Annotated in this window: 21 protein-coding genes and 1 tRNA gene; 15 read left to right on the top strand and 7 right to left on the bottom strand. The window is 74.0% G+C overall.

What is annotated here, in order from left to right; translation table 11 throughout:
• The first annotated feature begins 45 nt into the window (after positions 1–45).
• The 4 genes from MJ876_RS05240 to nirD all read left to right on the top strand — a co-directional run bounded on the left by MJ876_RS05240 (position 46) and on the right by nirD (position 3,009).
• Positions 46–372: a hypothetical protein gene (locus tag MJ876_RS05240; RefSeq protein WP_240235031.1), complete on the top strand. Its 327-nt coding sequence runs from the start codon at positions 46–48 to the stop codon at positions 370–372.
• Positions 373–457: 85 nt separating this feature from the next.
• The gene (locus MJ876_RS05235) at positions 458–1,396 is read left to right on the top strand and encodes a carbamate kinase (RefSeq protein ID WP_240235029.1); all 939 of its coding nucleotides are present in this window, start codon (positions 458–460) and stop codon (positions 1,394–1,396) included.
• A gap of 25 nt (positions 1,397–1,421) precedes the next feature.
• On the top strand, positions 1,422–2,525 hold the full coding sequence (locus tag MJ876_RS05230) for a ring-opening amidohydrolase (RefSeq protein WP_240235027.1): 1,104 nt from the start codon (positions 1,422–1,424) through the stop codon (positions 2,523–2,525).
• A gap of 130 nt (positions 2,526–2,655) precedes the next feature.
• Positions 2,656–3,009, top strand: a complete 354-nt coding sequence (nirD, locus tag MJ876_RS05225; protein WP_240235025.1) for a nitrite reductase small subunit NirD — start codon at positions 2,656–2,658, stop codon at positions 3,007–3,009.
• On the opposite strand, the gene MJ876_RS05220 is transcribed toward nirD, so the two are convergent.
• Positions 3,006–3,941, bottom strand: a complete 936-nt coding sequence (locus MJ876_RS05220) for an alpha/beta fold hydrolase (RefSeq protein ID WP_240235023.1) — start codon at positions 3,939–3,941, stop codon at positions 3,006–3,008. The genes nirD and MJ876_RS05220 overlap by 4 nt on opposite strands.
• 160 nt (positions 3,942–4,101) lie before the next feature.
• Positions 4,102–4,593: a 2-C-methyl-D-erythritol 2,4-cyclodiphosphate synthase gene (ispF, locus tag MJ876_RS05215; RefSeq protein ID WP_308192564.1), complete on the bottom strand. Its 492-nt coding sequence runs from the start codon at positions 4,591–4,593 to the stop codon at positions 4,102–4,104.
• A gap of 42 nt (positions 4,594–4,635) precedes the next feature.
• Here ispF and MJ876_RS05210 point away from each other — a divergent pair, with 42 nt between their 5' ends.
• On the top strand, positions 4,636–6,243 hold the full coding sequence (locus tag MJ876_RS05210) for a molybdopterin-dependent oxidoreductase (RefSeq protein ID WP_240235022.1): 1,608 nt from the start codon (positions 4,636–4,638) through the stop codon (positions 6,241–6,243).
• Between the two features lie 79 nt (positions 6,244–6,322).
• On the opposite strand, the gene MJ876_RS05205 is transcribed toward MJ876_RS05210, so the two are convergent.
• Positions 6,323–7,633: a C39 family peptidase gene (locus tag MJ876_RS05205; protein WP_240235019.1), complete on the bottom strand. Its 1,311-nt coding sequence runs from the start codon at positions 7,631–7,633 to the stop codon at positions 6,323–6,325.
• A gap of 103 nt (positions 7,634–7,736) precedes the next feature.
• On the opposite strand from MJ876_RS05205, the gene cysS reads away from it, so the two are divergent.
• The 3 genes from cysS to MJ876_RS05190 are packed head-to-tail and all read left to right on the top strand — an operon-like array spanning position 7,737 to position 11,775.
• On the top strand, positions 7,737–9,140 hold the full coding sequence (cysS, locus tag MJ876_RS05200; RefSeq protein WP_240235017.1) for a cysteine--tRNA ligase: 1,404 nt from the start codon (positions 7,737–7,739) through the stop codon (positions 9,138–9,140).
• Positions 9,140–10,090, top strand: coding sequence for a 23S rRNA (guanosine(2251)-2'-O)-methyltransferase RlmB (gene rlmB, locus MJ876_RS05195; protein ID WP_240235015.1), 951 nt, complete (start codon positions 9,140–9,142; stop codon positions 10,088–10,090). Before cysS ends, rlmB begins: the two co-directional genes overlap by 1 nt.
• A 32-nt stretch (positions 10,091–10,122) precedes the next feature.
• The gene (locus tag MJ876_RS05190; RefSeq protein WP_240235014.1) at positions 10,123–11,775 is read left to right on the top strand and encodes a metallophosphoesterase; all 1,653 of its coding nucleotides are present in this window, start codon (positions 10,123–10,125) and stop codon (positions 11,773–11,775) included.
• On the opposite strand, the gene MJ876_RS05185 is transcribed toward MJ876_RS05190, so the two are convergent.
• Positions 11,766–13,466, bottom strand: coding sequence for a sulfatase (locus tag MJ876_RS05185; protein WP_240235013.1), 1,701 nt, complete (start codon positions 13,464–13,466; stop codon positions 11,766–11,768). The two genes, MJ876_RS05190 and MJ876_RS05185, sit on opposite strands and share 10 nt — an antisense overlap.
• A gap of 64 nt (positions 13,467–13,530) precedes the next feature.
• Here MJ876_RS05185 and MJ876_RS05180 point away from each other — a divergent pair, with 64 nt between their 5' ends.
• Entirely contained in the window at positions 13,531–14,679 is a 1,149-nt protein-coding gene (locus MJ876_RS05180; protein ID WP_308192563.1) for an acyl-CoA dehydrogenase family protein, read from the top strand.
• 101 nt (positions 14,680–14,780) lie between these two features.
• On the top strand, positions 14,781–15,197 hold the full coding sequence (locus MJ876_RS05175) for a DUF3052 domain-containing protein (protein ID WP_240235012.1): 417 nt from the start codon (positions 14,781–14,783) through the stop codon (positions 15,195–15,197).
• Positions 15,198–15,203: 6 nt separating this feature from the next.
• On the opposite strand, the gene MJ876_RS05170 is transcribed toward MJ876_RS05175, so the two are convergent.
• Complete coding sequence (locus tag MJ876_RS05170) at positions 15,204–16,427, bottom strand: DUF4032 domain-containing protein (RefSeq protein WP_240235010.1); 1,224 nt, start codon at positions 16,425–16,427, stop codon at positions 15,204–15,206.
• A gap of 22 nt (positions 16,428–16,449) precedes the next feature.
• Between MJ876_RS05170 and MJ876_RS05165 the strand changes: the two genes are divergently transcribed.
• Positions 16,450–17,358, top strand: a complete 909-nt coding sequence (locus MJ876_RS05165) for an amidohydrolase family protein (protein ID WP_240235009.1) — start codon at positions 16,450–16,452, stop codon at positions 17,356–17,358.
• A 67-nt stretch (positions 17,359–17,425) separates the two neighbouring features.
• On the opposite strand, the gene soxR is transcribed toward MJ876_RS05165, so the two are convergent.
• Positions 17,426–17,872 carry a redox-sensitive transcriptional activator SoxR gene (soxR, locus tag MJ876_RS05160; protein WP_240235007.1) on the bottom strand — a complete coding sequence of 149 codons (447 nt, stop codon included), beginning with the start codon at positions 17,870–17,872 and terminating at the stop codon, positions 17,426–17,428.
• Between the two features lie 132 nt (positions 17,873–18,004).
• Between soxR and MJ876_RS05155 the strand changes: the two genes are divergently transcribed.
• A tRNA-Thr gene (locus MJ876_RS05155) sits at positions 18,005–18,077 on the top strand.
• Between the two features lie 124 nt (positions 18,078–18,201).
• On the opposite strand, the gene MJ876_RS22125 is transcribed toward MJ876_RS05155, so the two are convergent.
• Positions 18,202–19,407, bottom strand: a complete 1,206-nt coding sequence (locus tag MJ876_RS22125) for an MFS transporter (protein ID WP_240235005.1) — start codon at positions 19,405–19,407, stop codon at positions 18,202–18,204.
• Positions 19,408–19,548: 141 nt separating this feature from the next.
• Between MJ876_RS22125 and MJ876_RS05145 the strand changes: the two genes are divergently transcribed.
• The 3 genes from MJ876_RS05145 to ppsA all read left to right on the top strand — a co-directional run bounded on the left by MJ876_RS05145 (position 19,549) and on the right by ppsA (position 24,377).
• Entirely contained in the window at positions 19,549–20,964 is a 1,416-nt protein-coding gene (locus MJ876_RS05145) for a M14 family zinc carboxypeptidase (protein ID WP_240235002.1), read from the top strand.
• 94 nt (positions 20,965–21,058) lie between these two features.
• The gene (locus MJ876_RS05140) at positions 21,059–21,976 is read left to right on the top strand and encodes a pyruvate, water dikinase regulatory protein (RefSeq protein WP_240235000.1); all 918 of its coding nucleotides are present in this window, start codon (positions 21,059–21,061) and stop codon (positions 21,974–21,976) included.
• Positions 21,969–24,377, top strand: a complete 2,409-nt coding sequence (gene ppsA / locus MJ876_RS05135; protein ID WP_240234998.1) for a phosphoenolpyruvate synthase — start codon at positions 21,969–21,971, stop codon at positions 24,375–24,377. The genes MJ876_RS05140 and ppsA overlap by 8 nt, the downstream gene beginning before the upstream one ends.
• Positions 24,378–24,524 lie beyond the last annotated feature (147 nt).

Below are 24,524 nucleotides of genomic sequence, written 5' to 3'. Positions count from 1 at the left end.
GCGCCGCGGGGTGTGGGAGGCCCCGCCGCGGGGGAGGCTGGCGCCATGAGCACCCCTCCCGGCGTCATCCCGTACGTCGAGTTCCACCAGGGCCCGAAGCGGGTCCTCACGGTCCACCTCGAGATCACCGCCGCCTTCGGGGGCGGCATGGCCCGGGCCCGGATCGCGCCCGGCCTGTTCGTCGACGGGCGCCAGTACCTCGTCTACTGGGGGCAGGTCCACGTCGAGGTCCCGGCCGACCGGTCGGTGCACGTCGGCGTCGGGATGCAGGACGGCCTCCAGGGCGCCAGCACGCTGCTGCCCCCGGGGGAGGGGCCGCTGGGCCTGCGGTACGAGGTGAACCACTCAGGCGCCTCCCTCGTGCCCGCCTGAGTTGGCACAACCTGACGACGGACCACCCTCCGGGTCGTCTGCCGCCACGACGACCGGGCGTGCCCCGGCTCACTACGGTCCAGGCATGCGGGTCTTGGTGGCACTCGGCGGCAACGCCATGACGGGGCCCGACGGCAGCGCGCGACCCGAGGACCAGGTCGCCGCCGCCACCCGCGCCACCGAGTCCGTCGCCGCTCTCGTCGCCGCCGGGGTCGACGTCGTCCTCACCCACGGCAACGGCCCCCAGGTCGGCAACCTGCTGGTCAAGAACGCGCTGGCCGCCCACGTCGTCCCGCCCGTGCCGCTCGACTGGTGCGGCGCGCAGACGCAGGCGACGCTCGGGTTCGTCCTCGTCGGCGCCCTCGAGGCCGCCCTCGCCCGCCACGACGTACGACGCCCGGTCGCGGCGCTGGTGACCCGCACGCTCGTCGACGGCGACGACCCCGGATTCGACCACCCGACGAAGCCGGTCGGGCGCTACCTGCCCGCCGACCAGGCGCGGGTCCTGATCGAGCACGGGGAGACCTGGCAGGACCGCGGCGAGAAGGGGTGGCGCCGCGTCGTGGCGTCACCGGAGCCGCTCGAGGTCCTCGACGCCCCGGCCGCCGCCGCGCTGATGGCCGCCGGGTACGTCGTCGTCGCCAACGGCGGCGGCGGGATCCCCGTCGTCCGCGCCGCCGACGGCACCGTCAGCGGCGTCGAGGCCGTCATCGACAAGGACCTCGGCGCCGCCCTGCTGGGCCGCACCGTCGCCGCCGACGTCCTCGTCATCGGCACCGACGTCCCCCACGCCGTCCTCGACCACGGCACCGCCGACGCCCGCGACCTGCACACCGTCACCGTGGCCAAGCTCCGCGGCCACGCCGCCGACGGGCAGTTCGCCGCCGGGTCGATGGGGCCGAAGGTCGAGGCGGCCTGCCGCTTCGTGGAGGCCGGCGGCGACCGCGCCGTCATCACCGACCTCGACCACCTCGTCCCCGCCGCCCACGGCGGGGCCGGCACGGTCGTCGTCCCGAACCCCTGACCCAGCAGTCCACCGAGAGGAACCCATGCCCGACGCCATCGAAGTACGCAAGGTCCCGATCCACTCCGTCGCGGACGCCAGCGAGCTCGCGACGCTCATCGACGACGGCGTCCTCCACGCCGACCGCGTCGTCGCGATCATCGGCAAGACCGAGGGCAACGGCGGCGTCAACGACTACACCCGCATCATCGCCGACCGCGCGTTCCGCGAGGTGCTCGTCGAGAAGGGCGCCGCGCCCGAGAAGGTCAAGGACATCCCGATCGTGTGGTCGGGCGGCACGGACGGCGTGATCAGCCCGCACGCGACGATCTTCGCGACCGTCCCGCCCGAGGACGTGACCCCGAGCGACGACAAGCGCCTCTCGGTCGGGTACGCGATGAGCGAGGTGCTGCTTCCCGAGGACATCGGTCGTGCCGGGATGATCACCAAGGTCGCCGACGCCGTGAAGGTCGCGATGGAGCGGGCCGGCATCACCGACGTCGCCGACGTCCACTACGTGCAGACCAAGACCCCGCTGCTGACCCTGTCGACGATCGCGGACGCCAAGTCCCGCGGCGAGACGGTGTTCACCGAGGACACGCTGCACTCGATGGACGTCTCCAACGGCGGCACCGCGCTCGGCATCGCGGTCGCGCTCGGCGAGATCGAGATGCCGGACGACGCCGACGTGCTCAAGGACCGCACGCTCTTCTCGAGCGTGGCCTCCTGCTCCTCGGGCGTCGAGCTGGACCGCGCCCAGGTCGTCGTGGTCGGCAACGCCCACGGCGTCGGCGGTCGCTACCGGATCGGCCACTCCGTCATGGACGACGCCCTCGACGCCGACGGGATCTGGGACGCCATCCGCGACGCCGGCCTCGAGCTGCCCGAGCGCCCCCACACCTCCGACCTCTCGGACCGGCTCGTCAACGTCTTCCTCAAGTGCGAGACGTCGTCCGACGGCAAGGTCCGCGGCCGCCGCAACGCCATGCTCGACGACTCCGACGTGCACTGGCACCGCCAGATCAAGGCCGCGGTCGGTGGCGTGACCGCCGCGGTCACCGGCGACCCGGCCTGCTTCGTGTCCGTCTCCGCGGCCCACCAGGGCCCCGAGGGCGGCGGCCCGGTGGCCGCGATCGTCGACCTGGGCTGATCGCCGGGGTGCGACTCCCGGCCGGGACCCGGGCCTCCCGAGAGGGGTGCCCGGGTCCTGTTGCATCGTTGTTACACGACGAAACTCCTTGGTGACCTCAGCGACCTCGTGCGGCTCTAGCGTCACGGGAGTGAGCTCTCGGGTCGCGGAGTGGCAACCGGTGTGCAGGCTCGAGGAGCTGCGTCTGGGGTGCGGCGCGGTCGCGCTCGCGCACGGGCAGGCGCTCGCCCTGTTCCGGATGGGCCCCGACGTCGTCTACGCCGTCGGCAACCACGACCCGTTCGACCACGCGCCCACGATGAACCGCGGGGTGGTCGGCGTCCGCGACGGCGTGCCGTTCGTCGGCTCGCCGCGTCACGGTCACGCCTTCGACCTGCGCACCGGACGCTGCCTGGACGACGAGCACGTCGCCGTCCCGGCGTACGCCGTGCAGGTCGTGGACGGCGTCGTCCACGTGGGTCGGCGGCTGCTCGACGCGGCCTAGGAGCTCGCCGGGGCCTGCCCGGCGCGGGCGAGCGCGCCGTCCACGAGCTCTCCGAGCAGGTCACTGACGACGCGGGGACGCTCCAGCGGCAGCATGTGGCCGGCCCCGGGGACGACGAGCAGCCGCGAGCCCGGGCTGGCCTCGGCGATCGCGCGGGCGAAGCGGCGCGGCGTCAGCCGGTCGGCCGAGCCGACGACGACGGTGACCGGGATCCCGGCGTACACCCCGCAGGCCGCGGCGCGGTCGTGGCGCATGAGGTCGCGGTAGAAGCCCTCCATCGTGGCCGGCGGGCAGTTGATGATCTGGTCGATCACCAGGCCGACGTCGCGCGGCGGCTTGAGGTCGCCGAACAGGAAGCGGCGGACGACCGCCCCCTCGGTGAGCGGCGTGCGGCGGCGCTTGGAGCGCGACAGCAGCCGGGCGCGGGTGGCGAGCATCCGCGGGATCTGCGCGCGGATCCGCTGGCCGCCGGCCCCCGGGATCCCGAGGGTGATCGCGTCGAGACCGCCGCAGGCGGTGGCGCAGAACAGGACCCCGTCCGCGCGGGCCGCCAGGTCGGGTCGCTGCTCGGCCAGCGCCATCAGCGTCATGCCGCCGATGGAGTGTCCCGCGAGCACCAGGGGGCCGCTCGGGGCGAAGGCGTCGAGGATCGCCGCCATGTCGCGGCCCAGGTTCTCGATCGTGCAGGCGTCGACCGGCGCCGCGTCGGAGTCGCCGTGGCCCCGCGCGTCCCACGTGACGAGCCGGATGCGACCGCCGTACGCCGCGAGCAGGTCGTGGACCTGGTGGTGCCAGTCCTCGCGGTCCGCGGTCCAGCAGTGGGCCAGTGCGACGGTCAGCGGGGCGTCGGCGGGCCCGTCGACGCGGACGGCGAGCCGCAGCCCGTCGTGGGTCCGCAGCTCGTGGGGCGCGGGCGTGGCGGTGACGGGCACCGGATTACTGTGACAGAGAGTCGCGGTCACTTCAGCGTGACGGCCACCACAACCGGTGACCACCGGACGCCGGGGCCGACCACCGGGCGCCGACGGCGGTCCCGACGACGCGGAGCCGCCGGCGCGGCTCGGCTGCTCGACCACCTCGGGGCGAGGGCCTTCAGAGCACCGTCGCGGTGGCGATGGCGGCGACGCCCTCGCCGCGACCGGTGAGGCCCAGGCCGTCGGTGGTGGTGGCCGAGAGGGAGACGGTGCCGCCGGTGGCGGCCGCGAGCGCGGCCTCCGCCTCGTCGCGGCGACCGGCGATTCGGGGGCGCTCGCCGATGACCTGGACGGCGACGTGCCCGACCGTGAAGCCCGCCTCGCGGACGAGCCGGGCGGTCTCCGCGAGCAGCGCCGTGCCCGCGGCACCGGCCCACTCGGGGCGCGAGGTGCCGAAGCGCTGGCCCAGGTCGCCCAGGCCCGCGGCGGACAGCAGGGCGTCGCAGGCCGCGTGCGCGGCGACGTCCCCGTCGGAGTGGCCGGCCAGACCCCGCGGCTCGTCGGGCCACGCGAGGCCGGCCAGGTGCATCGGCACGCCCTCGGCGAGACGGTGCACGTCGGTGCCGATCCCGGTGCGTGGCGGCCGGGGCGTCGGTTGGGCGTCGTTCACACCGCAGATGATGCCGCGAGGCCCGTGGGGAAGAATCGGGACATGCGTTCTCCGCGCGGCGCCTGGTCGCTCGCCGGGCTGCTCGGCGGCCTGGCGGGTCTCGCGGCGTCGCACCTGGTCGCGGCGCTGCTGCACGTGCGCTCGACGCCGGTCGTCGCCGTCGCCGAGCTCGCCGTCCGGCTCACCCCGCCCGGCCTGGTGGAGTGGGGGATCGAGGCCTTCGGCGTCTTCGACAAGGCCGTGCTGGTCCTCGTCATCCTGGTGGCCCTCAGCGCCGTCTTCGCCTGGGCCGGCCACCTCGGGCGCCGGTCGTGGTGGCTGACCCTCCTGCCGTACGGCGTCCTCGCCGGCATCGGCGCCGTCGCCGTGCTGGTGGTCCCCGGCTCCACCCCGTCGACCGACCTGCTGCCGGTGCTCGCCGGGCTGCTGACCTGGGTGGTGGCCACCGCGCTGCTGAGCGTCCCCCTGCGGGTCCAGGACGGGCGAGCCGCCGCCGGCCCGGGCGCGGCGCCGGCCCGGGGCGGGAGCGAGGACGGGACCGGGGACGGGACCGAGGTCGACGCCGAGACCGGGCTGAGCGCCCCGAACCGGCGCAGCCTGCTGGTGCGGATGGGGGCGGTCGGGGCGGTCGCCGTCCTGGCGGGGCTCGGCGGCGAGGTGCTCGCGCGGCGCCGGCAGGGCGTCGAGCGGGCACGCTCCCTGCTGGGTCTGCAGGTCACCCGCCCCACGGTCCCGCCCGCCGCCCGCATCGGCCTCGAGGGCGTCACCTCCTGGGAGACCCCGAACCCGGACTTCTACGTCATCCACACCGCGTTCGCGGTCCCGACGATCGACCCTGCCGACTGGCGCCTGCGCATCCACGGGATGGTGGACCGCGAGCTGGTGCTCAGCTTCGACGACCTGTTCTCGGGCCGGCTCACCGAGCGGTGGACGACGCTCAACTGCGTGTCGAACGAGATCGGCGGCGACCTCATCGGCAACGCGTGGTGGAGCGGGACGCTGACCCAGCAGGTGCTGTCCCTGGCGGGCGTGCAGGACGGCGCCGACGCCGTGCTGCAGACCTCCGAGGACGGCTGGACCTGCGGCACCCCCCTCGAGGCGCTGACCGACGACCGCCAGGCCATGCTCGCCGTCGCCATGAACGGCCAGCCGCTCCCCGTCGAGCACGGCTTCCCGGTCCGCACCCTCGTTCCCGGGCTCTACGGCTACGTCTCGGCGTGCAAGTGGGTCGTCGACTGGGAGGTGACCCGCTTCGACCGGTTCTCGGCGTACTGGACCGAGAACGGCTGGGCCGAGCAGGGCCCGGTCAAGATGGGCTCGCGGATCGACGTCCCCCGCTCGGGCGAGGAGCTGCCCGCGGGCGACGTGATCGCCGGCGGCATGGCCTGGTTCCAGCACACCGGCATCAGCGGGGTCGAGGTCTCGCTGGACGGCGGCGCGTGGACGCCGGGCGAGGTCGCCGACTCCCGTCGCATCGACTCGTGGTTCCAGTGGCGGGCGGTGCTGCCGGACGTCCCGACGGGCGAGCACGTCCTCCGCGTCCGCGCGCTCGACCCCGACGGCACCCCGCAGACCGGCGTCGTCGCCGACACCGTCCCCGACGGCGCCACGGGCTGGCACGAGGTGGACTTCACCGTCACGGAGGGCTGAGCCCCGGGCGGGCCGCGGGCTCGCTCGACGGTGGCCCCGTGGTGGTGACCCGACGAGCTCCTCGTCGGGTCACCCGGGCTCACCAGTTGCGGGTGGAGCCCTGCACGCGGTCGGGGAGGCGCTGGTCGTCGCGGATGACGTAGGTCAGGCCGCCGGAGGTCGGGATCCAGACGTTCTCGAACTGGCCCCGGTCGTAGACGCGGCGCACGCCGCCGGCCGACGAGGCGGCCGGGTCGTTCACCACGACGTCGCCCGAGCGGGTGAACCCGACGACGACCAGCAGGTGGCCGTTGGACGACGAGATCGGCGCGCCGCTCAGCTGGCCCGCCGAGAACCGTATCGACGTCACCAGGGGAATGCCGGCCGCGATGAAGCGCTCGGCCTCCCGCAGGTCCCGCAGCCGGGTGACGAACGCGTCGGAGACGTGCTGGCTCGCGTACGCCGTGCTGAACGGCCAGTTGCCGGCGCCGTCGTACCCGTGGTCGTAGCTCATGCGGGCGGCGTGGTCGACGAAGCCGGCGGTGTGGCCGGAGCCGGTCCAGGCGTACGCCGCGGGCCTCGGGAGGGCCTGGTGGTAGCCCAGCACCATCGACACCGAGGTGGGGCTGCACCACGCCTCGCCGCCGCCGCCCCACTGCGGGGAGTGGCCGCGGTGGACCATCTGCGAGTAGCTGGGGACGTCGAGGATCTTCCCGCGGGCGGGGCCCGTCCGGGACGTCGGGACGCGGGAGGTCTCGGGCAGGCGGCTCACCATGGCGCCGACGGTCTCGAGCGACGGGACGCCGGTCCGCGCGCCCTCCCGCTTCAGCAGCGTCACCCGCAGCTGCCAGGAGTGCAGGCCGGCCGCCGTGGTGGCCTCGAGGGTGTCGACGTTGACGCGGGCGAGGTCGTCGTCCTGCCCGCTGATCGTGGTGCGCTCGCGGGCCTCGCCCGACGTCCACTCGCCGAGGGTGTCCCAGGACGACATGCGGCCGGCGGAGCGGCCACGGGCCTCGACCCGGATCCAGCTGTCCCCGGGGGTGCGGGCGTCCCACGACGCGACCATCTCGGTGAGGCCGTAGCCGGGCCAGGTCCAGGGAGAGGTCCAGGTGCCCGCCTGGTAGCGGCGGTCACCGACCTGGCGGACGGGGGCCTGGGTGCGCAGGCGCACGGCGCCCTTCGACACGTAGGTGTCGGTCCGCTTGCCCTGCGCGAGCTGCCTGCCGCTGGCCCACTGCTTGTAGGTGATGAGGCGACCAGCCGGCTCGGCGCGGGTCGGCGTGGCCGCGTCGAGGGTGCCGAGGGGCGCGCCGGACGCGGGCGGGACGGTGGCGGTGGGCAGGACCAGGGTGGCGGCCAGGGCAGGGCCGAGGAGGGCCGAGACACCTCGCGCCGTGGGGAAGGACGGCATGGGTCCAGGGTAGAGCGTTCGTCACTCCAGTCACTGCAGTCACAGGCTCGGGCGTGGCGGAACCCGTAGGGCAGCGCGTGCCCGGCGTCAATAGACTCGGGGGATGCCACTGCGACTGCACGACACCGCGACCAGGGAGGTCCGCGACTTCGTGCCCCTGCGCCCGGGGCACGCGGGGATCTACCTCTGCGGGCTGACCGTGCAGTCGGCGCCGCACGTGGGCCACGTGCGCAGCGGCGTCTGCTTCGACGTGCTGCGACGCTGGCTGGGGGTCCGTGGCCACACGGTCACGTTCATCCGCAACGTCACCGACATCGACGACAAGATCCTCGCCAAGGGCGCCGAGCAGGACCTGGAGTGGTGGGCGCTCACCGCCGTGAACAAGCGTCTCCTCGACGAGGCGTACGCGCTGCTCAACGTCCTGCCCCCGACCTACGAGCCCGCCGCGACGGGCCACGTGCCGGAGATGCTCGAGCTCATCGGGCTGCTGATCGAGCGCGGTCACGCCTACCCCGCGACCGACGGCTCGGGCGACGTCTACTTCGACGTCGCCTCCTGGCCGTCGTACGGCGAGCTGACGCGCCAGCGCGTCGAGGACATGGAGGCGGCCGAGGACGCCGACCCGCGCGGAAAGCGCGACCCCCGCGACTTCGCGCTGTGGAAGGGCGCGAAGGCGTCCGAGCCCCGCACCGCGTCGTGGCCGAGCCCGTGGGGGCGGGGTCGCCCCGGCTGGCACATCGAGTGCTCCGCGATGGCGGGCAAGTACCTCGGCGACGCCTTCGACATCCACGGCGGCGGCGTCGACCTGCGCTTCCCGCACCACGAGAACGAGCAGGCCCAGTCGCGGGCCGCCGGGCAGGACTTCGCGTCCTACTGGATGCACAACGCGTGGATCACCACCTCGGGCGAGAAGATGAGCAAGTCGCTCGGCAACTCGCTGCTCGTGCCCAACGTGCTCGAGCGGGTCCGCGGCGTCGAGCTGCGCTACTACCTCGTCGCGTCGCACTACCGCTCCCACGTCGAGTTCTCCTTCGAGGCGCTCGAGGAGGCCGCGGCGGCGTACCGGCGGATCGAGGGCTTCCTGGAGCGGGCCGACCGGGGCGGGGCGGCGGCGACCGGCGACCTGCTCGAGGTGCTGCCCGCCGCCTTCGTCGACGCCATGGACGACGACCTGGGGACGCCGGCCGCGGTCGCCGTCCTCCACGACACGGTGCGCGAGGGCAACCGCCGCCTCGACGCGGGTGACGACGTCGCCGCCCAGGTCACCGCCGTCCGGGCGATGCTGGGCGTGCTCGGCGTCGACCCCGACGACCCCGCCTGGGGCTCGACCGGCACCGACGACCACCTGGTGGGCGTCGTCGACGCCCTCGTCCGTGGCCTCCTCGACGAGCGTGCGCAGGCGCGCGCCGACAAGGACTGGGCCCGAGCCGACGAGATCCGCGACCGGCTCAAGGCCGCCGGCGTCGAGATCACCGACACCCCCGACGGCCCCACCTGGAGCACCTGATGGCCGGCAACTCCCAGCGCCGCGGCGCGATCCGCAAGAGCACCAAGGGCCCGACCGTGGGCTCCGGCGGCCGCGTGCGCCGCGGCCTCGAGGGCAAGGGCCCGACGCCGAAGGCGAAGGACCGCCCGAACCACAAGGCGTACAAGACCGCGAACAAGCCCGCGGGCAAGGGCGGCCCGCGCCGTCCTCCCGCGAAGCGCCGCGCCGGCGAGGAGGCCGAGTGGGTCGCCGGGCGCAACCCGGTGGTCGAGGCCCTGCGCGCGGACCTGCCGCTGACCGCGCTGTACGTCGCCGAGGGCGCGGAGCGCGACGGTCGGATGCGGGAGGCGTTCGCGCTGGCCGCCGACCGCGGGCTGATGCTGACCTCGGCCTCGCGGGCCGACCTGGACCGGCTCACCGGCGGGGCGGTCCACCAGGGCCTCGCCGCCCGGCTTCCCCCCTACGAGTACGCCCACCCCGATGAGCTGCTCGAGCGTGCCGCGGACGCCGGGGAGCCGGCGCTGATCGTGGCGCTCGACTCCGTGACCGACCCCCGCAACCTGGGCGCCGTGGTGCGCTCGGCGGCGGCGTTCGGCGCCCACGGCGTCCTCGTCCCCGAGCGGCGCGCGGCGGGCATGACCGCCTCGGCGTGGAAGACCTCCGCCGGCGCCGCCGCCCGCGTCCCGGTCGCCCGGGCGACCAACCTCGTGCGCCAGCTCAAGGCGTACGCCGACGCCGGCTGCATGGTCGTCGGCCTCGCCGGCGACGGCGACGTGTCGCTGCCCGGCCTCGAGCTCGCCGACGGTCCGCTGGTGCTGGTCGTCGGCGCCGAGGACGACGGCCTCGCGCGGCTGACCCGTGAGACCTGTGACCAGCTCGTGTCGATCCCCATGGCCCCGGGTGTGGAGTCGCTGAACGCCGGCGTGGCCGCGGGCGTGGCGCTCTACGAGATCGCGCGGACCCGCGGGTGAGCGACCCGTCGGGCTCTCGCTCGGCGGGACGGGTGGGCCGCAGCGTCCTGCTGCTGACGCTGCTCTGGGCGGTGGTCGCGGTGCCGGTCGCCGTCACCGCCTTCCTCGGCGGGAGCCGGGAGGTCGAGCTGGCCAGCCACGACGTCGTCGTCAGCCCGACCCACGAGCCCTGGGTGACGGTGCACAGCGGGCCCGTGCTGCCCGACGTCCGGGTGCCGTCGCCGCAGCCGGTCGGCCTGGACGTCACGCTCGGCAAGACCGAGGCCTCGACCACCCAGGAGCTCGTCGACCGCTACGCCTTCATCGCCAGCCAGCCCGAGGGCCAGGTCGACATCCTGCGCGGCGTGGTCGTCGACATGGCGGTCGCCGCCGGCCTGCGCGGGGCCGTCGCGGGCGCCGTGCCGGTGCTGGTGTGGCTGCTGGTCGGGCGGGCTCGGCGCGCCGAGCTGCTCAGGCGCTCCCGCACGCCCGGTGGGCTCGTGGTCGGGTCGGGGGTCGCGCTGGCCGTGCTCCTGGTCTGGCAGCCGTGGGCCGGGGTGCCGCAGGAGCTCACCGACGACGAGCGCTGGGAGGGTCTGCAGGACTTCGTCGGCGACGCCGTGACCGTGCCCGACGGTGTCGCGGAGGTCGAGGTCCGCGCCGACGTTACGACCACCCAGACCCGCGGGCTGATCCAGGGCGCCGTCGACACCTACGAGCAGGCGCAGGGCTGGTACGAGGAGGCCCGCGACGACGCCGCCGACCTCGCCGACGAGCTGCGGCAGCCCGAGGACGACGAGACCGTCGTCGTCCTCGTCTCGGACCGTCACGACAACATCGGCATGGACCCCGTCGCGCGTGCGGTCGCCGACGCCGGCGGCGCGACCGGCGTGTACGACGCCGGCGACGACACCTCGTCGGGCAGGTCGTGGGAGGCGTTCAGCCTCGACTCCCTGGACGCCGCGTTCCGCGACCACGACCGCTGGGCGGTCACCGGCAACCACGACGCCGGCCCGTTCGTGCCGGGCTACCTGGCCGACAAGGGCTGGGACGTCCTCGACGGCGAGGTCGTCGACGGGCCCGGCGGAGCGCGGCTGCTCGGCGTCCCCGACCCCCGCTCGAGCGGCTACACCCCCGACCGCTCGGCGGTCGGGCCCTCCTTCGACGAGGTCCGCACCGACCTGGCCGACCAGGTCTGCGCGCTCGACGAGGACGGCGAGCGGGTCGACACCCTGCTGGTCCACGACGCGAACCTGGGCAACGCGGCGCTGGCCCGCGGCTGCGTCGACCTGGTGCTCGGCGGCCACGTGCACTCCCGGATCGGGCCGGAGGCCTTCGAGGGCAGCAACGGCGAGCGCGGCGTCCGCTACACGACGGGCACGACCGGCGGCGCGGCGTACTCGATCGCGGTGGGCAGCAAGCCCCGCCGGGAGGCGAGCGTGACGCTGCTGACCTACCGCGACGGCGCGGCGGTCGGGCTGCAGTGGGTGACGCTGCAGACGACCGGCGAGTTCTCCGTGGGCGAGTACGTCGACCTCGCGGACGTCGAGGTCGCGGAGGACCCGCTGTCCGGCGTCCCGGCCGAGCCGACCGAGACCGAGCCCCGCCTCGGCCCCGACGGTCCCGGGTCGGCCGAGCCCGGCCCCGCGGAGCCGTCCGGGACGTCGGGGACGCCCGCGCCGTCGGGCGGCGCCTCTCAGCGGTAGCCGTAGACCTCGTCGAAGCGGCGGGCGAACTCGACGCCGCGGGTGCGGTTCTCCGCGGCGTCGGCGCGCAGGCCGGGCGGCAGGGGGACCCGGCAGGCCGGACCCCGGCAGCCGCGGAGGTCGTCCCAGACACCGCGCAGCAGCCGCTGCTGCTCGGCGTACGCCGGGTCGCCGACGACGCTGTCGAGCTGGAAGGGGTCCCGCTCGAGGTCGTACAGCTCGTCGGGGCCGACGCGGTTGCGGAAGTAGGCCCACCGCGACGTCCGCACCCCGATCGAGGTCCGCGGCCCGGCGAAGCCCTCCTTCGATCCCAGCTTCGAGGTGCGGACGGCCTCGGTGGGCACCGCCTGCGTCCACCCCTGGTCGGCGGTGAGGGTGTCGACGCGGCTCGTGCCGTCCAGCGCCCACGGCAGCGAGGCCCCGGCCAGGTCCAGCAGGGTGGCGGACAGGTCCACCGTCGACACCGGGTCGAAGCGCGTCTCGCCGGAGCGCATGCCGGGGCCCGTCATCACCAGGGGCATGCGCAGCGACGGGTCGTGCGGCCACACCTTGCCCTGACGCATCCGGTGCTCGCCGAGGAAGTAGCCGTTGTCCGAGGTGAAGGCGAGCACGGTGTCGCGCCACTCGCCGCGCTTCTTGAGCGCGGCGACGAGACGGCCGACCTGGCGGTCCATCACGAGGATCGACTCGGCGCGCTGCCGGGCGGCCTCCTTCACCGCGGCCCACTCGCGGGGCGTCGGCTCGGTGAGGGTCTGCATCCGCAGCGGCTTGTCGGAGATGTCGCGCTCCGACGGCCCCCCGGCGCGGGGACGGCCCGGTGGGTGGGTGATGACGTCGTCGAACCGTCCCCTCACCTCCCGCGGCCGGGCGGGGGTCACCATCGCGTACGTGCGGCCCTTGCTGTCGCGCTGTCGGCCGGGGTCGTCGGGCTCGTCGGGTCCGCCGTGGTGCGGGGCGACGTAGTTGAGGTAGAGGAAGAACGGCTTGCGGCCGGCCACGGACCGCATCGTGCTGATCGACAGGTCGCCGATGACGTTGGTCTGGTAGCGGCCGCGGTAGCTGTTGTCGATCCGGCCGTTGCGGTTGTACGGCGTGTCGAAGTAGTAGTACGTCCCGCCGTGGATGCCGTCGCGGCCCGGGTTCTCGATGGCGCCGTGCCACTGGTCCCAGCCGCGCGGGACGTAGCGGTACGACGGGCCGCCGCTGACCTTCGCGGTGTCGACGCCGTACCCGTTGAGGTACTTGCCCACGAACCCGGTCCGGTAGCCCGCGCCGCGCAGGGCGGTGGCGAGGGTGCGGGAGTCGTCGAAGGCCTGGTAGCCCCAGGGCTTGTCGTGGCTCCACACCTTGTGGTTGTGGGCCAGGCGCCCGGTGAGGAACGACGCCCGGGCGGGGCAGCACAGCGGGTAGTTGGAGAACGCGTTGCGGAAGGTCAGGCCGTCGCGCGCCACCAGGCGGCGGATCGCGGGCGCGAAGCGCAGGTCGTCGAACCGCATGTCGTCGGCCATGACCACCACCAGGTTCGGCTTCCGCGGCATCCCCGGGGGCCGAGCCGGCGTCCCGGGTGCGCTCGACACCGCGCTCGCACGCGAGCCGTCGTCGGTCGGGGAGAGCGCGGTGAGCCCGAGGGTCAGGGCGAGGGCGAGGAGGGCGGCGGGAGCCGCCCTCCTCGCGCGCCCGATGCTGGTCATGGGGAGAACTGGACACCGCGAAGTGCTCTGGGGGAAGGCCGCCACGCCGCCTACGATGGAAGGCATGCCCTTGGACGTCCAAAGAATTCTCCCGACCCCCGAGGCCGACGACCTGCTGGGCCTGGTCCGTGAGATCGCGCGCGAGGAGCTCGCGCCGCAGGTGGACGCCGCCGAGGCCGCCTCGGAGTTCCCCGCGGACGCCTACGCGCTCCTGGGCAAGTCCGGGCTGATGAGCCTGCCCTTCGACGAGCGGTGGGGCGGCGGGGGCCAGCCGTACGAGGTCTACCTCCAGGTCGTCGAGGAGCTCGCGACCGTGTGGCCGAGCGTCGCCGTCGGCACCTCCGTCCACGCGCTGACCGCGACGGTGCTCGACAGGAACGGCACCGAGGAGCAGCGCGAGACCTGGCTGCCGCGGATGCTGGGCGGGGAGTGGCTCGGTGCCTACTGCCTGTCCGAGGCGCAGGCGGGCTCGGACGTCTCCGGCATCCGCACGAGGGCGGTCCGCGAGGGCGACGCCTACGTCGTCACCGGCACCAAGCAGTGGATCAGCAACGGCCCCCACGCCGACTACTACGTGCTCTTCGCGCGCACCTCGGACGACGGCCGCTCCGGCCTCTCGGCCTTCCTGGTGCCGGCCGACTCGGGCGGCATCACGCCCGGCGTGCCCGAGCGGAAGATGGGCCTGCACTGCGACCCGACGAGCACCGTCACCTTCGACGGCACCCGTGTGCCGGCCGCCCAGCGCATCTCCGACGAGGGCCGGGGCATGGCGGTCGCCCTCTCCGCGCTCGACGCCGGACGCCTCGGCATCGCGGCCGTCGCGACCGGCATCGCGCAGGGGGCGCTCGCCCTCGCCACGTCGTACGCCGGGCAGCGGGAGCAGTTCGGCCGGCGCATCGGCGACTTCCAGGGCATGCAGTTCCTCCTCGCCGACATGGCCGCGGCCGTCGGCGCCGCGCGGGCGACGTACCTGCACGCCGCGCGGCTGAAGGACGCCGGCAGGCCCTTCGGTCCCGAGGCGAGCATCGCGAAGCTCACCGCGACCGACGCGGCCATGAAGGTCACCACCGACGCCGTCCAGGTGCTCGGCGGCGCGGGCTACACCACCGACTTCGCGGCCGAGCGCCTCTTCCGCGACGCCAAGGTGACCCAGATCTTCGAGGGCACCAACCAGATCCAACGCATGGTGATCGGCCGCTCCCTCCTGAGGTGAGCCGGGTCGGGACGTGTGCGCAGGCCGAGCGGTCCGTCAGGAGCCCCGACGACGTCGTCCTGCGGTCAGGACCTGACCGCAACGAGCGCGACGCTGGGTCCATGACTCGTACCGTCGCCCAGAAGATGGGGGTCCGCGCCGGCTCCCGTGCCCGCATCACCGGCCTGCCCGGCCCGGTCGTCACCACCCTCGGGCTGCCGAGCCTCGCCTGGGTGGCCGACGGGCCCGCGGACTACCTCCACCTCGCCGCCACCACCGCGGAGGCCCTGAGGGACGCCCTGCCCGCCCAGGTCGACGCCCTCGCCCCCGGCGGGATGCTCTGGGTGTCGTGGCCCAAGGGGCGCCGTCTCGGCTCCGACCTGACCCTGCCGCGCGTCATCGAGATCGCGTACGACGGCGGGATGGTCGAGAGCACCTGCCTCCGGGTCGACGACACCTGGGCCGGCCTCAAGCTCACCCACCCCAAACCCGGGAAGGTCTACGCGAACAGCCACGGCACGCTGCCCTGGCAGCGCTGAGACCCGCTACTCGGTGGTCAGGGCCTCGTCGGGTCGGTTGACCAGCTCGGTCTCGAGGTAGTCGCGGGCCGCGTCGAAGATGTCGATGCCCCGGCCTGCGCGCTCGGAGAGGTACCAGCGGTGCTCGAGGATCTCGTGGAAGATCTCGGCCTGCTCGAGCTTGCCGCGCCCCTCCGGCGGGATCATGGCCATGATCGGCTCGTAGACCTGGGTCATCCAGCGGTTGGCGACGACGGAGCGGTCCTCGCGGCCGAGGTCGAAGTGGGCGGTGAAGGCCGCGAGGTCGTTCAGCAGGCGACGGGCCTGGCCGTCCTCCACGTTCATGCCGGTCAGCGCCTGCAGCTCGCGGCAGTGGTGCCCGAGCTCGACGACCTTCGGCTGGATGCGGATCTCCTCGCCGCCGAGGTCGGTGACGATGTCGAGCTCCTCGACGTCGAAGCCGAGGTCGTTGAGGCGCTCGATGCGCTGCTCGATGCGCCACATCTCGTCGGCGCCGAACCGCTCCTCGCCGGTCAGCTCGGTCCACAGCGCGTCGTACCGGTCGCGGATCAGGTCGACGACCTCGTGCGCCCGCAGCTCGCCCTCCACGGTCTGCGCGGCCTGGAGGTCGAGCAGCTCGGCGAACACGTTCTCGCACCCGACGGTGACGTCGTGCTCGCGCATCCCGTCCGACAGCGTCGGGCGCAGCTCGCCGGTCTCGGCGTCCACGAGGTAGGCCGAGAACGAGCCGGCGTTGCGCCGGAACAGCACGTTCGACAGCGACACGTCGCCCCAGAAGAAGTCCGACAGGTGCAGCCGCACGAGCAGGACGACGAGCGCGTCGACGAGCGCGGGCAGGTTGTCGGCGCGCAGGCCGTGGCTGAACAGGCTGCGGTAGGGCAGCGAGAAACGGAGGTGCTCGGTGATGAGCGCAGCCGGCAGCTCCTCGCCGGCCGCGTCCGTGCGCCCGGCCACGACGCCCTGGGGGACGACCGCCGGCAGGCCGAGCCGGTGCAGGTCGCGCAGCGTCCGGTACTCGCGGAACGCGATCGGCTCCTGGGTCTCCTTGACCGCGTAGGTCCGCGCGCCGAGCCGGACGATCCGCACGACGTGCCGCGACAGGCCCCGCGGCAGGTTCACGAGGTGCTGGTCGCCCCACTCCTCCAGCGGCGTCGACCACGGCAGCGTGACGATCGCCGGGTCGGGCCGGCTCGCCACGATGCGCAGCGCCGGGGGAGAGGTGGACGGCATGGTCCTCAGTATGGTGCCGCGCGTGCCCCCTGAGGTCGACCTTCCTGCCGACGAGCCCGCCCGCGTCCGCGCCGTGTGGGAGGGACTCGGCCTGCCGGGGCTGGTGGACGTCCACACCCACTTCATGCCCGACCGGGTGCAGCAGAAGGTGTGGGCGTTCTTCGACGCCCTCGAGGAGCACGTCGGCACGGCGTGGCCGATCGCCTACCGCCTGCCCGACGACGAGCGGGTACGGCGCCTCGCCGACCTCGGCGTCCGGGCGTACACGGCGCTGAACTACCCGCACAAGCCCGGCATGGCGGCCTGGCTCAACGACTGGACGGCCGACTTCGCCGCCGGGGCGCCGGGCTGCGTGCCGTCCGCGACCCTCTACCCCGAGCCCGACGCCCCGGCGTACGTCGCCGCGGCGCTCGAGCGCGGGGCGCGGGTGTTCAAGGCCCACGTGCAGGTCGGGGAGTACGACCCCGCCGACCCCCTGCTGGACCCCGTGTGGGGACTGCTCGCCGAGGCCGGCGTCCCCACCGTCATCCACGCCGGGTCCGGCCCCCACCCGGGACGCTTCACCGGTCCGGGGCCGGTCGCCGAGGTGCTCGGGCGGCACCCCCGGCTGCCCCTGGTGATCGCCCACCTCGGCATGCCCGAGTACGACGAGTTCCTGACGCTCGCGGAGCGCCACCCCGGCGTCCACCTCGACACCACGATGGCGTTCACCGACTTCATCGCCGACCGCCACCCGTTCCCCGACGCGTTGCTCGGCCGTCTCGCGGACGCGGGGGAGAAGGTCGTGCTCGGCACCGACTTCCCGACGATCCCGCACCCCTACCTGCACCAGCTGGAGGCGATCGTCGGTCTCGGCCTCGGCGACGACTGGCTCCGCGCCGTCCTGCACGACAACGGGGCGCGGCTGCTGCGGGTCGACGCCCCGGGGTGAACCCCGGCCCGGCGGCGTCGGGTGCGGGCCGTGGTCGGCTGAGACCGAGCGAGAGGTCCGGGCCGAGCTAGGCCGCCCCGTCGTCAGGCTCGAGGAAGACCGCGCCCGGGCCGCGGACGGCGGCCTCGTCGTGGGGGTTGTTGAGGGCGCAGGTGCGCAGGCTGAGGCAGCCGCAGCCGATGCAGTCGTCGAGGTTGTCGCGCAGCCGCTCGATGCGCTCGATCTGGGCGTCGAGGCGGCTGCGCCAGGACGCCGACAGGCGGGCCCAGTCGGCCTTGGTCGGGGTGCGGGAGGCGGGCAGCGTCGCCAGGGCGTCGCGGATCTCCTCCAGCGTCAGCCCCACCCGCTGGGCCGCCCGCACGAAGGCGATGCGCCGCAACGTGTGGGCGTCGTAGCGTCGCTGGTTGCCCGACGTCCGTGTCGCCTCGACGAGCCCGCGGGACTCGTAGAACCGGATCGCGGACGTGCTCACCCCCGAGCGCTCGGCCACCTGCCCGATGGTGAGCTGCTTCATGGGCGCAGCCTGCCCGGACCTCGAGCGAGGTTCAAGGACGGCGGCGGTCCCGCGGGCCGACCTGGACGGCCGGGGACCGCGCGCCGCCCTCTACCCTGGGGCCGCGGCGGGCGATCCGATCGGCGCCGCCACGCCGGTGTAGCTCAGTTGGTAGAGCGCCTCACTTGTAATGAGGATGTCGCGGGTTCGACTCCTGTCACCGGCTCCGCCGTGCGGCTCACCACGCTAGGCAGGTGAGCACCGGGGTAGCGCGGCGAGCCCGCTGCGCTACCCGAGGGCTCGCCGGCCTGGCGTGGTGAGCATCGCCGAGTGCCGGTGCCGGACGACGATCACCGCCGGGCAGCGATCGCCATCCGGTGCGCCAGCAGCGCCGCGACCAGGCCCGCGACGAGCGGGACGACGAGCGCCGTGCGGAGGCTCGTCGACTCCGAGATCACCCCGATCGCGGGCGAGGTGAGCAGGAAGCCGAGCCGCATCAGCCAGCCGATGATCGCGATGCCGGTCCCCTCGGCGAGGCCGGGGATCCGCCCGGCGGCCGCGAACGCCGCAGGGACGAGGGTCGCGCAGCCGAACCCGGCCAGGGCGAAGCCGGCGAAGGCCACCGGGTACGCCGGCGACAGGGCGGCCAGCGCGGCACCCAGCGCGATCAGCAGACCACCCGCGCGGGCGACGGCGTCGCGACCGAACCGGTCGGTCAGCGGGTCGCCGACGAGCCGCCCGACGAACTGCGCCCCGAGGACGACGGTCAGGCCGAGCGCCGCGACGCCGGCGGGGGCGCCGGCCTCGCCGCCGAGGTAGAGCACCGCCCAGTTGTTGGCTACGTCCTCGACCAGCGTCCCGCACACCGCGACCACCACCAGGGGCAGCAGCAGCCGCCACGCCCTGCGTCGTGCGCCGGACCCCGGGGACCCGCCGAGGGCGCCGGGGCCGGGGTCGGGCACCGGCGCCACCAGCCCCGCCCGCACGTCCGCGGGGACGACGGCGAGCCGCGCCGCCCCCACCGCCACGGCGGCCCAGACGGCACCGCTGACGGTCATCTGCAGGCCGAGGTCGAGCGAGAGGGCGGCGCCGGCCGCGCCGATCAGACCGCCGAGGGCCGCGCCGACGCTCCAGGTCGCGTGCAGCGAGTTGATGACCGACCGGCCGCGCCACTGCTCGACGACCACGCCCTGGACGTTCTGGGCGGCGTCCACGACCGCGTCCAGCGCGCCGCCCGCGGCCATCGCCAGGACGAACAGCGGCACCGAGGCGCTCCACCCGGCGACCGCGATCGAGGCGGCCAGCAGCGCTGACCCCGCGGCGCACACCGTGAGCGCCCCGCACCGCCGGATCACGACCCCTGCGACCGGGGCGGCGAGGATCGCGCCGAGGGGGAACGCCACGACCAGCAGCCCGAACTCGGCGTTGTCGAGCCCGAACCCCGCCTTGATCTCGGGGTAGCGCGGCAGCAGCGAGCTGAGGATGACCCCGTTGGTGAGGAACAGCAGCGCGACGCCCACCCGTGCCCGCCGCGGGGTCGGACGGGAACGGGGCACCCTCCGCACGCTAGGGGAGCCTCCGGCGTCCCTTGCCGCCGGAGGGCCCCGGGGTGGAGGGTGAGCGGGTCCTACCCACCAGCTGCGACTCGGGCACCAGCAGCACCGGGGCCAGGTCGCGGCGCGCTACTCGGAGCGTCCATGACCCAGTCACACCAGTCCACACGAGCCAGCCGGGCCGCCCGGACCACCGGGGCCGCTCGCCGGCTCCGGCCCGCCGCGGCGACGGCCGCGGCCGCCGTCGTCGGTGCCACCCTCTGGCTGACCGCCGCCGGCTCCGGCCAGGCCAGCCCCGGCGTCGCCGCCCTCGACCCGGCGGACAGCCTCGCCGCCGCGGACGACGCGCTGCAGACCCCCTTCGAGGCGAGCGACGGCGAGCGGTTCACCACCGAGCCCGAGAGCCGCCGCTTCCTGCGCGAGCTCGACGAGGCCAGCGACCGGGTCACGGTCACCCGGGTCGGCCGCAGCACCGAGCGGCGCCCCATCCCGCTCGTCGCCGTCGGCGACCCCGCCCCGGCCACCCGCGCCCAGGCGGCCGAGGGCTCGGTGCTGATGTACGTCTGCTCGGTGCACGGCGACGAGCCGTCCGGCCGCGAGGCGTGCCTGACGATGGCCCGCGACCTGTCGACCACGACGGACCCGGCCTGGCAGCGGCTGCTGCGCAGCACCACGGTCCTGTTCGTCCTTCCCAACCCCGACGGCTGGGTGGCCGACACCCGCGGGAACGCGACGGGTCTCGACGTCAACCGCGACTACCTCGCCGTCAGCGCCCCGGAGTCGAAGGCCGTCGTCCGCACGATCCGCGACTGGCGGCCCGACGTCCTCAACGACCTGCACGAGTACGGCCCCGGAGAGTTCTACGAGACCGACCTGCTCCAGCTCTGGCCGCGCAACCGCCAGGTCGACGGCACCCTCCACGACCTCGCCCGCACCATGAGCGAGTCGTACGCCGCCGACGCCGTCACCGCCGAGGGCTACACCTCCGGCGAGTACGGGATCCTCGTCAAGGACGGCGAGCCGTTCCAGCAGGTCGCCGGCGACGAGCAGGCCCGGATCCTGCGCAACTACGCCGGCACCCAGCACGTCGTCGGCATGCTCAGCGAGACCGCCAACGCCCCGCTGGACGCGGCCGAGGAGGAGGACCCGGCGCTGCTCAACCGCCGTCGCGTCCGCGTCAACTACCTCGCCGCGGTGGGCAGCGCGCAGTTCGCGCTGGAGAACCGCGAGACGCTGCTGCGCGAGACCGAGGCCGCCCGCGAGCGGGTCGCCGAGGAGGGCGCGAGCCGCAGCGGCGTCGTCTACTTCGCCGGCCAGGACGACCGGCTGCCGCTGGAGGACGACGACGTCGAGCCGAACCCGATGTGCGGCTACACCCTGACCCCAGAGCAGCGGCAGCAGGTCGCCCCGACGCTGCGCCTGCACGGCGTCGAGGTGACCACCCGTGGCGGGTCGCCGTACGTGTCGATGGCGCAGGAGGACCAGCCGGTCGTCCCGCTGCTGCTCGACGCGCGCTCGGAGTACGGCATCGCGGACGCGACGCCCGTCACCGACTGCTAGGAGCCGACCCCGGGCGACCGCGCTTCGACCTGGCCCTCCCGTCCGCGAGGCGGGAGGGCTAGGTTTCCCCCACGGCACGACGGCGAGCCGCGTCGTGGCCGCCTGGTGGCACGAGGAGGTCAGCGTGGTGGACGACGACGCCGTGGTGCCGGTCTACTTCCTCTCGGACTCGACCGGCATCAGCGCCGAGACCATGGGCAACGCCCTGCTCATGCAGTTCCCCGACACGGTCTTCGAGCGCACCACGATCCCGTTCATCACCACCGTCGAGGCGGCCCAGGACGTCGTCCGCCAGCTCGACGAGGCGATGGACGGCCCGGTGACCCCGCTGGCGTTCACCACCGCCGCCGAGGACCACATCCGGCTGACCCTGCGCGAGACGCGGGCGCCGCTGATCGACTTCTTCGACATGCACATGGAGCGGGTCGAGGCGATCCTCGACCGTCGCGGCGTCCGCCTGCCCTCCCGGTTGCACGGCGTCCACGACGTCAAGCGCTACAACACCCGCATGGCGGCGGTGGAGTTCACCATCGAGCACGACGACGGCCAGAGCGTGCGTGCCCTCGACCGCGCCGACGTGATCCTGCTGGCGCCGTCGCGCTGCGGGAAGACGCCGACGTCCATGTACCTCGCGCTCCAGCACGGGCTGTTCGTCGCGAACTACCCGCTCGTCGAGGAGGACCTCGACGCGACCGAGCTGCCCGCGCCCGTCCGGGACCACCTCGACCGCTGCTTCGGGATCACCACCACCGCCGAGCGGCTCTCCCGCGTGCGCAACGAGCGCCGCGCCGGCTCGAAGTACGCCTCGGCGGGACAGTGCCGCTGGGAGCTGCGCCGCGCGCAGCAGCTCTTCAGCGAGTACGGCGTGCCCGTCATCGACTCCGCCACGAAGTCCGTGGAGGAGATGGCGGCCCTCGTGCTGCAGACCCTCAAGCGCAACGGCGGCGTCCCCAGCCGCGAGCGAAGCAAGGCCCGTCACTCCCCGGACCGGAAGGCACACACCGATGACTGAAGAGACCGCCGACAACATCCGCTGGTTCTCCGAGCTCGGCATGGACGACATCGACCAGGTCGGCGGCAAGAACGCCTCGCTGGGCGAGATGGTCTCGAACCTCGCCGACCTGGGCGTGCGGGTGCCCGACGGGTTCGCGACGACCTCCTCGGCGTACCACCGCTTCATCGGGGAGACCGGGCTCGCCGAGCAGATCTCCGGCCTGCTGGACGGCCTCGACACCGACGACGTGCGCCGGCTCGCCGAGGTCGGCAAGGAGATCCGGGGGCTCGTCGTGGCCCAGGAGTTCCCCGACGACCTCGAGGCCGACATCCGCTCGGCGTACGAGACCCTCGTCGAGGGCTCCGGCGACGAGGCGTCGTTCGCCGTCCGCTCCTCGGCGACGGCGGAGGACCTGCCCGACGCGTCGTTCGCGGGGCAGCAGGAGACGTTCCTCAACGTCAAGGGCATCGACGCCGTCCTCGACGCGATCCGCGAGGTCTTCGCGTCCCTCTACAACGACCGCGCCATCTCCTACCGCGTGCACCACGGCTTCGAGCACGGCGACGTGGGGCTGTCCGCCGGCGTGCAGAAGATGGTCCGCTCCGACATCGGCGCCGCCGGCGTCATGTTCACGATGGACACCGAGTCCGGCTTCACCGACGCCGTGTTCGTGACCTCGGCGTACGGCCTCGGCGAGGGCGTCGTCCAGGGCGCGGTCAACCCCGACGAGTTCTACGTCTACAAGCCCGCGCTGCGGGCCGGGAAGCCCGCCATCCTCAAGCGCAACGTCGGCGGCAAGCTGACGAAGATGGTCTACACCGACGACGCGACGGTCGGCCGCACCACCGAGTTCGTGGACGTCGACGACGCCGACTCCCGCCTGCTGTCGCTGTCGGACGACGAGGTCACCGAGCTCGCGAGGCACGCGCTGACCATCGAGGAGCACTACGGCCGGCCGATGGACATCGAGTGGGCCCGTGACGGCGTCGACGGGAAGCTGTACGTGCTCCAGGCCCGCCCCGAGACGGTGCAGTCGCGTCGTACCGGGGTCATCGAGCGGTTCAGCGTGACGTCCAAGGTCTCGAAGGCCTCGACCGTCCTCGTCGAGGGCCGTGCGATCGGCCAGAAGATCGGCGCCGGGCCCGTCAAGGTCATGAAGTCGATCGACGAGATGCACGACTTCGACCCCGGCCAGGTCCTGGTCGCCGACATGACCGACCCCGACTGGGAGCCGATCATGAAGCGCGCCTCGGCGATCGTCACCAACCGCGGCGGCCGCACCTGCCACGCCGCGATCATCGCCCGCGAGCTCGGCATCCCCGCGATCGTCGGCACCGGTACCGGCACCAAGACCCTCGAGGACGGTCGTGAGGTCACGATCTCGTGCGCCGAGGGCGACACCGGCTTCGTGTACGACGGCGTCATCGACTACGACGTCGAGACCACCGAGCTCGACGCCCTGCCCGAGCTCGACGTGAAGATCATGATGAACGTCGGCACGCCCGACCAGGCGTTCTCCTTCGCGCAGCTGCCGAACGCCGGCGTGGGCCTGGCGCGGCTGGAGTTCATCATCAACCGGCAGATCGGCGTCCACCCGAAGGCGCTGCTCGACCTCGAGCGCGACCCCGACTCCCTCGACGCCGACCTGCGCGAGGAGATCGAGGAGATCATCGCCGCCCACCCCGGCCCGCGGGAGTTCTTCGTCCGCCGCGTCGCCGAGGGCGTCTCGATGCTGGGCGCCGCGTTCGCGCCGAACCCGGTGATCGTCCGGATGAGCGACTTCAAGTCGAACGAGTACGCGAACCTCATCGGCGGCGAGGCCTACGAGCCCGACGAGGAGAACCCGATGATCGGCTACCGCGGCGCGTCGCGGTACCTGTCCGAGGACTTCGCCGAGTGCTTCGCGCTGGAGTGCGAGGCGATGAAGCACGTGCGCGACGAGATGGGCCTGACGAACGTCTGGATCATGATCCCGTTCGTGAGGACCATCAAGGAGGCCGAGGGCGTCATCGACCTGCTCGGGCAGCACGGCCTGGTGCGCGGCGAGAACGACCTCAAGGTCGTGATGATGTGCGAGGTCCCGTCCAACGCGGTCCTGGCCGACAAGTTCCTCGACCACTTCGACGGCTTCTCGATCGGGTCGAACGACCTCACGCAGCTCACCCTCGGTCTCGACCGGGACTCCTCGCTGGTGGCCGACGGGTTCGACGAGCGCGACCCCGCCGTCAAGCACATGCTGTCGATGGCCATCACCGCCTGCAAGGAACGCGGCAAGTACGTCGGCATCTGCGGCCAGGGCCCCTCGGACCACCCCGACCTCGCCCAGTGGCTGATGGAGCAGGGCATCGAGTCGATGTCGCTGAACCCCGACACCGTCGTGGCCACCTGGGAGCGCCTCGGGGGTCTCGCGAAGTCCTGAACCCGGCTCCGCGGGGGGGGGGGGGGCCCCCCAGGAGGGGGGGGGGGCGGCCGCGCGGCGCCCCCGGGGCCGCCGCCCCCCGCGGGCCCCGGCCGCCCCCGCCCCCGCCCGGCGCCCCCCCCCCCCCCCCCGCAGGTCCCGCTCGGC

The organism is Nocardioides sp. CFH 31398 (assembly GCF_022436705.1).
In the GTDB taxonomy this organism is placed as follows: domain Bacteria; phylum Actinomycetota; class Actinomycetes; order Propionibacteriales; family Nocardioidaceae; genus Nocardioides.
This window is presented reverse-complemented; position numbering and strand designations above follow the sequence as displayed.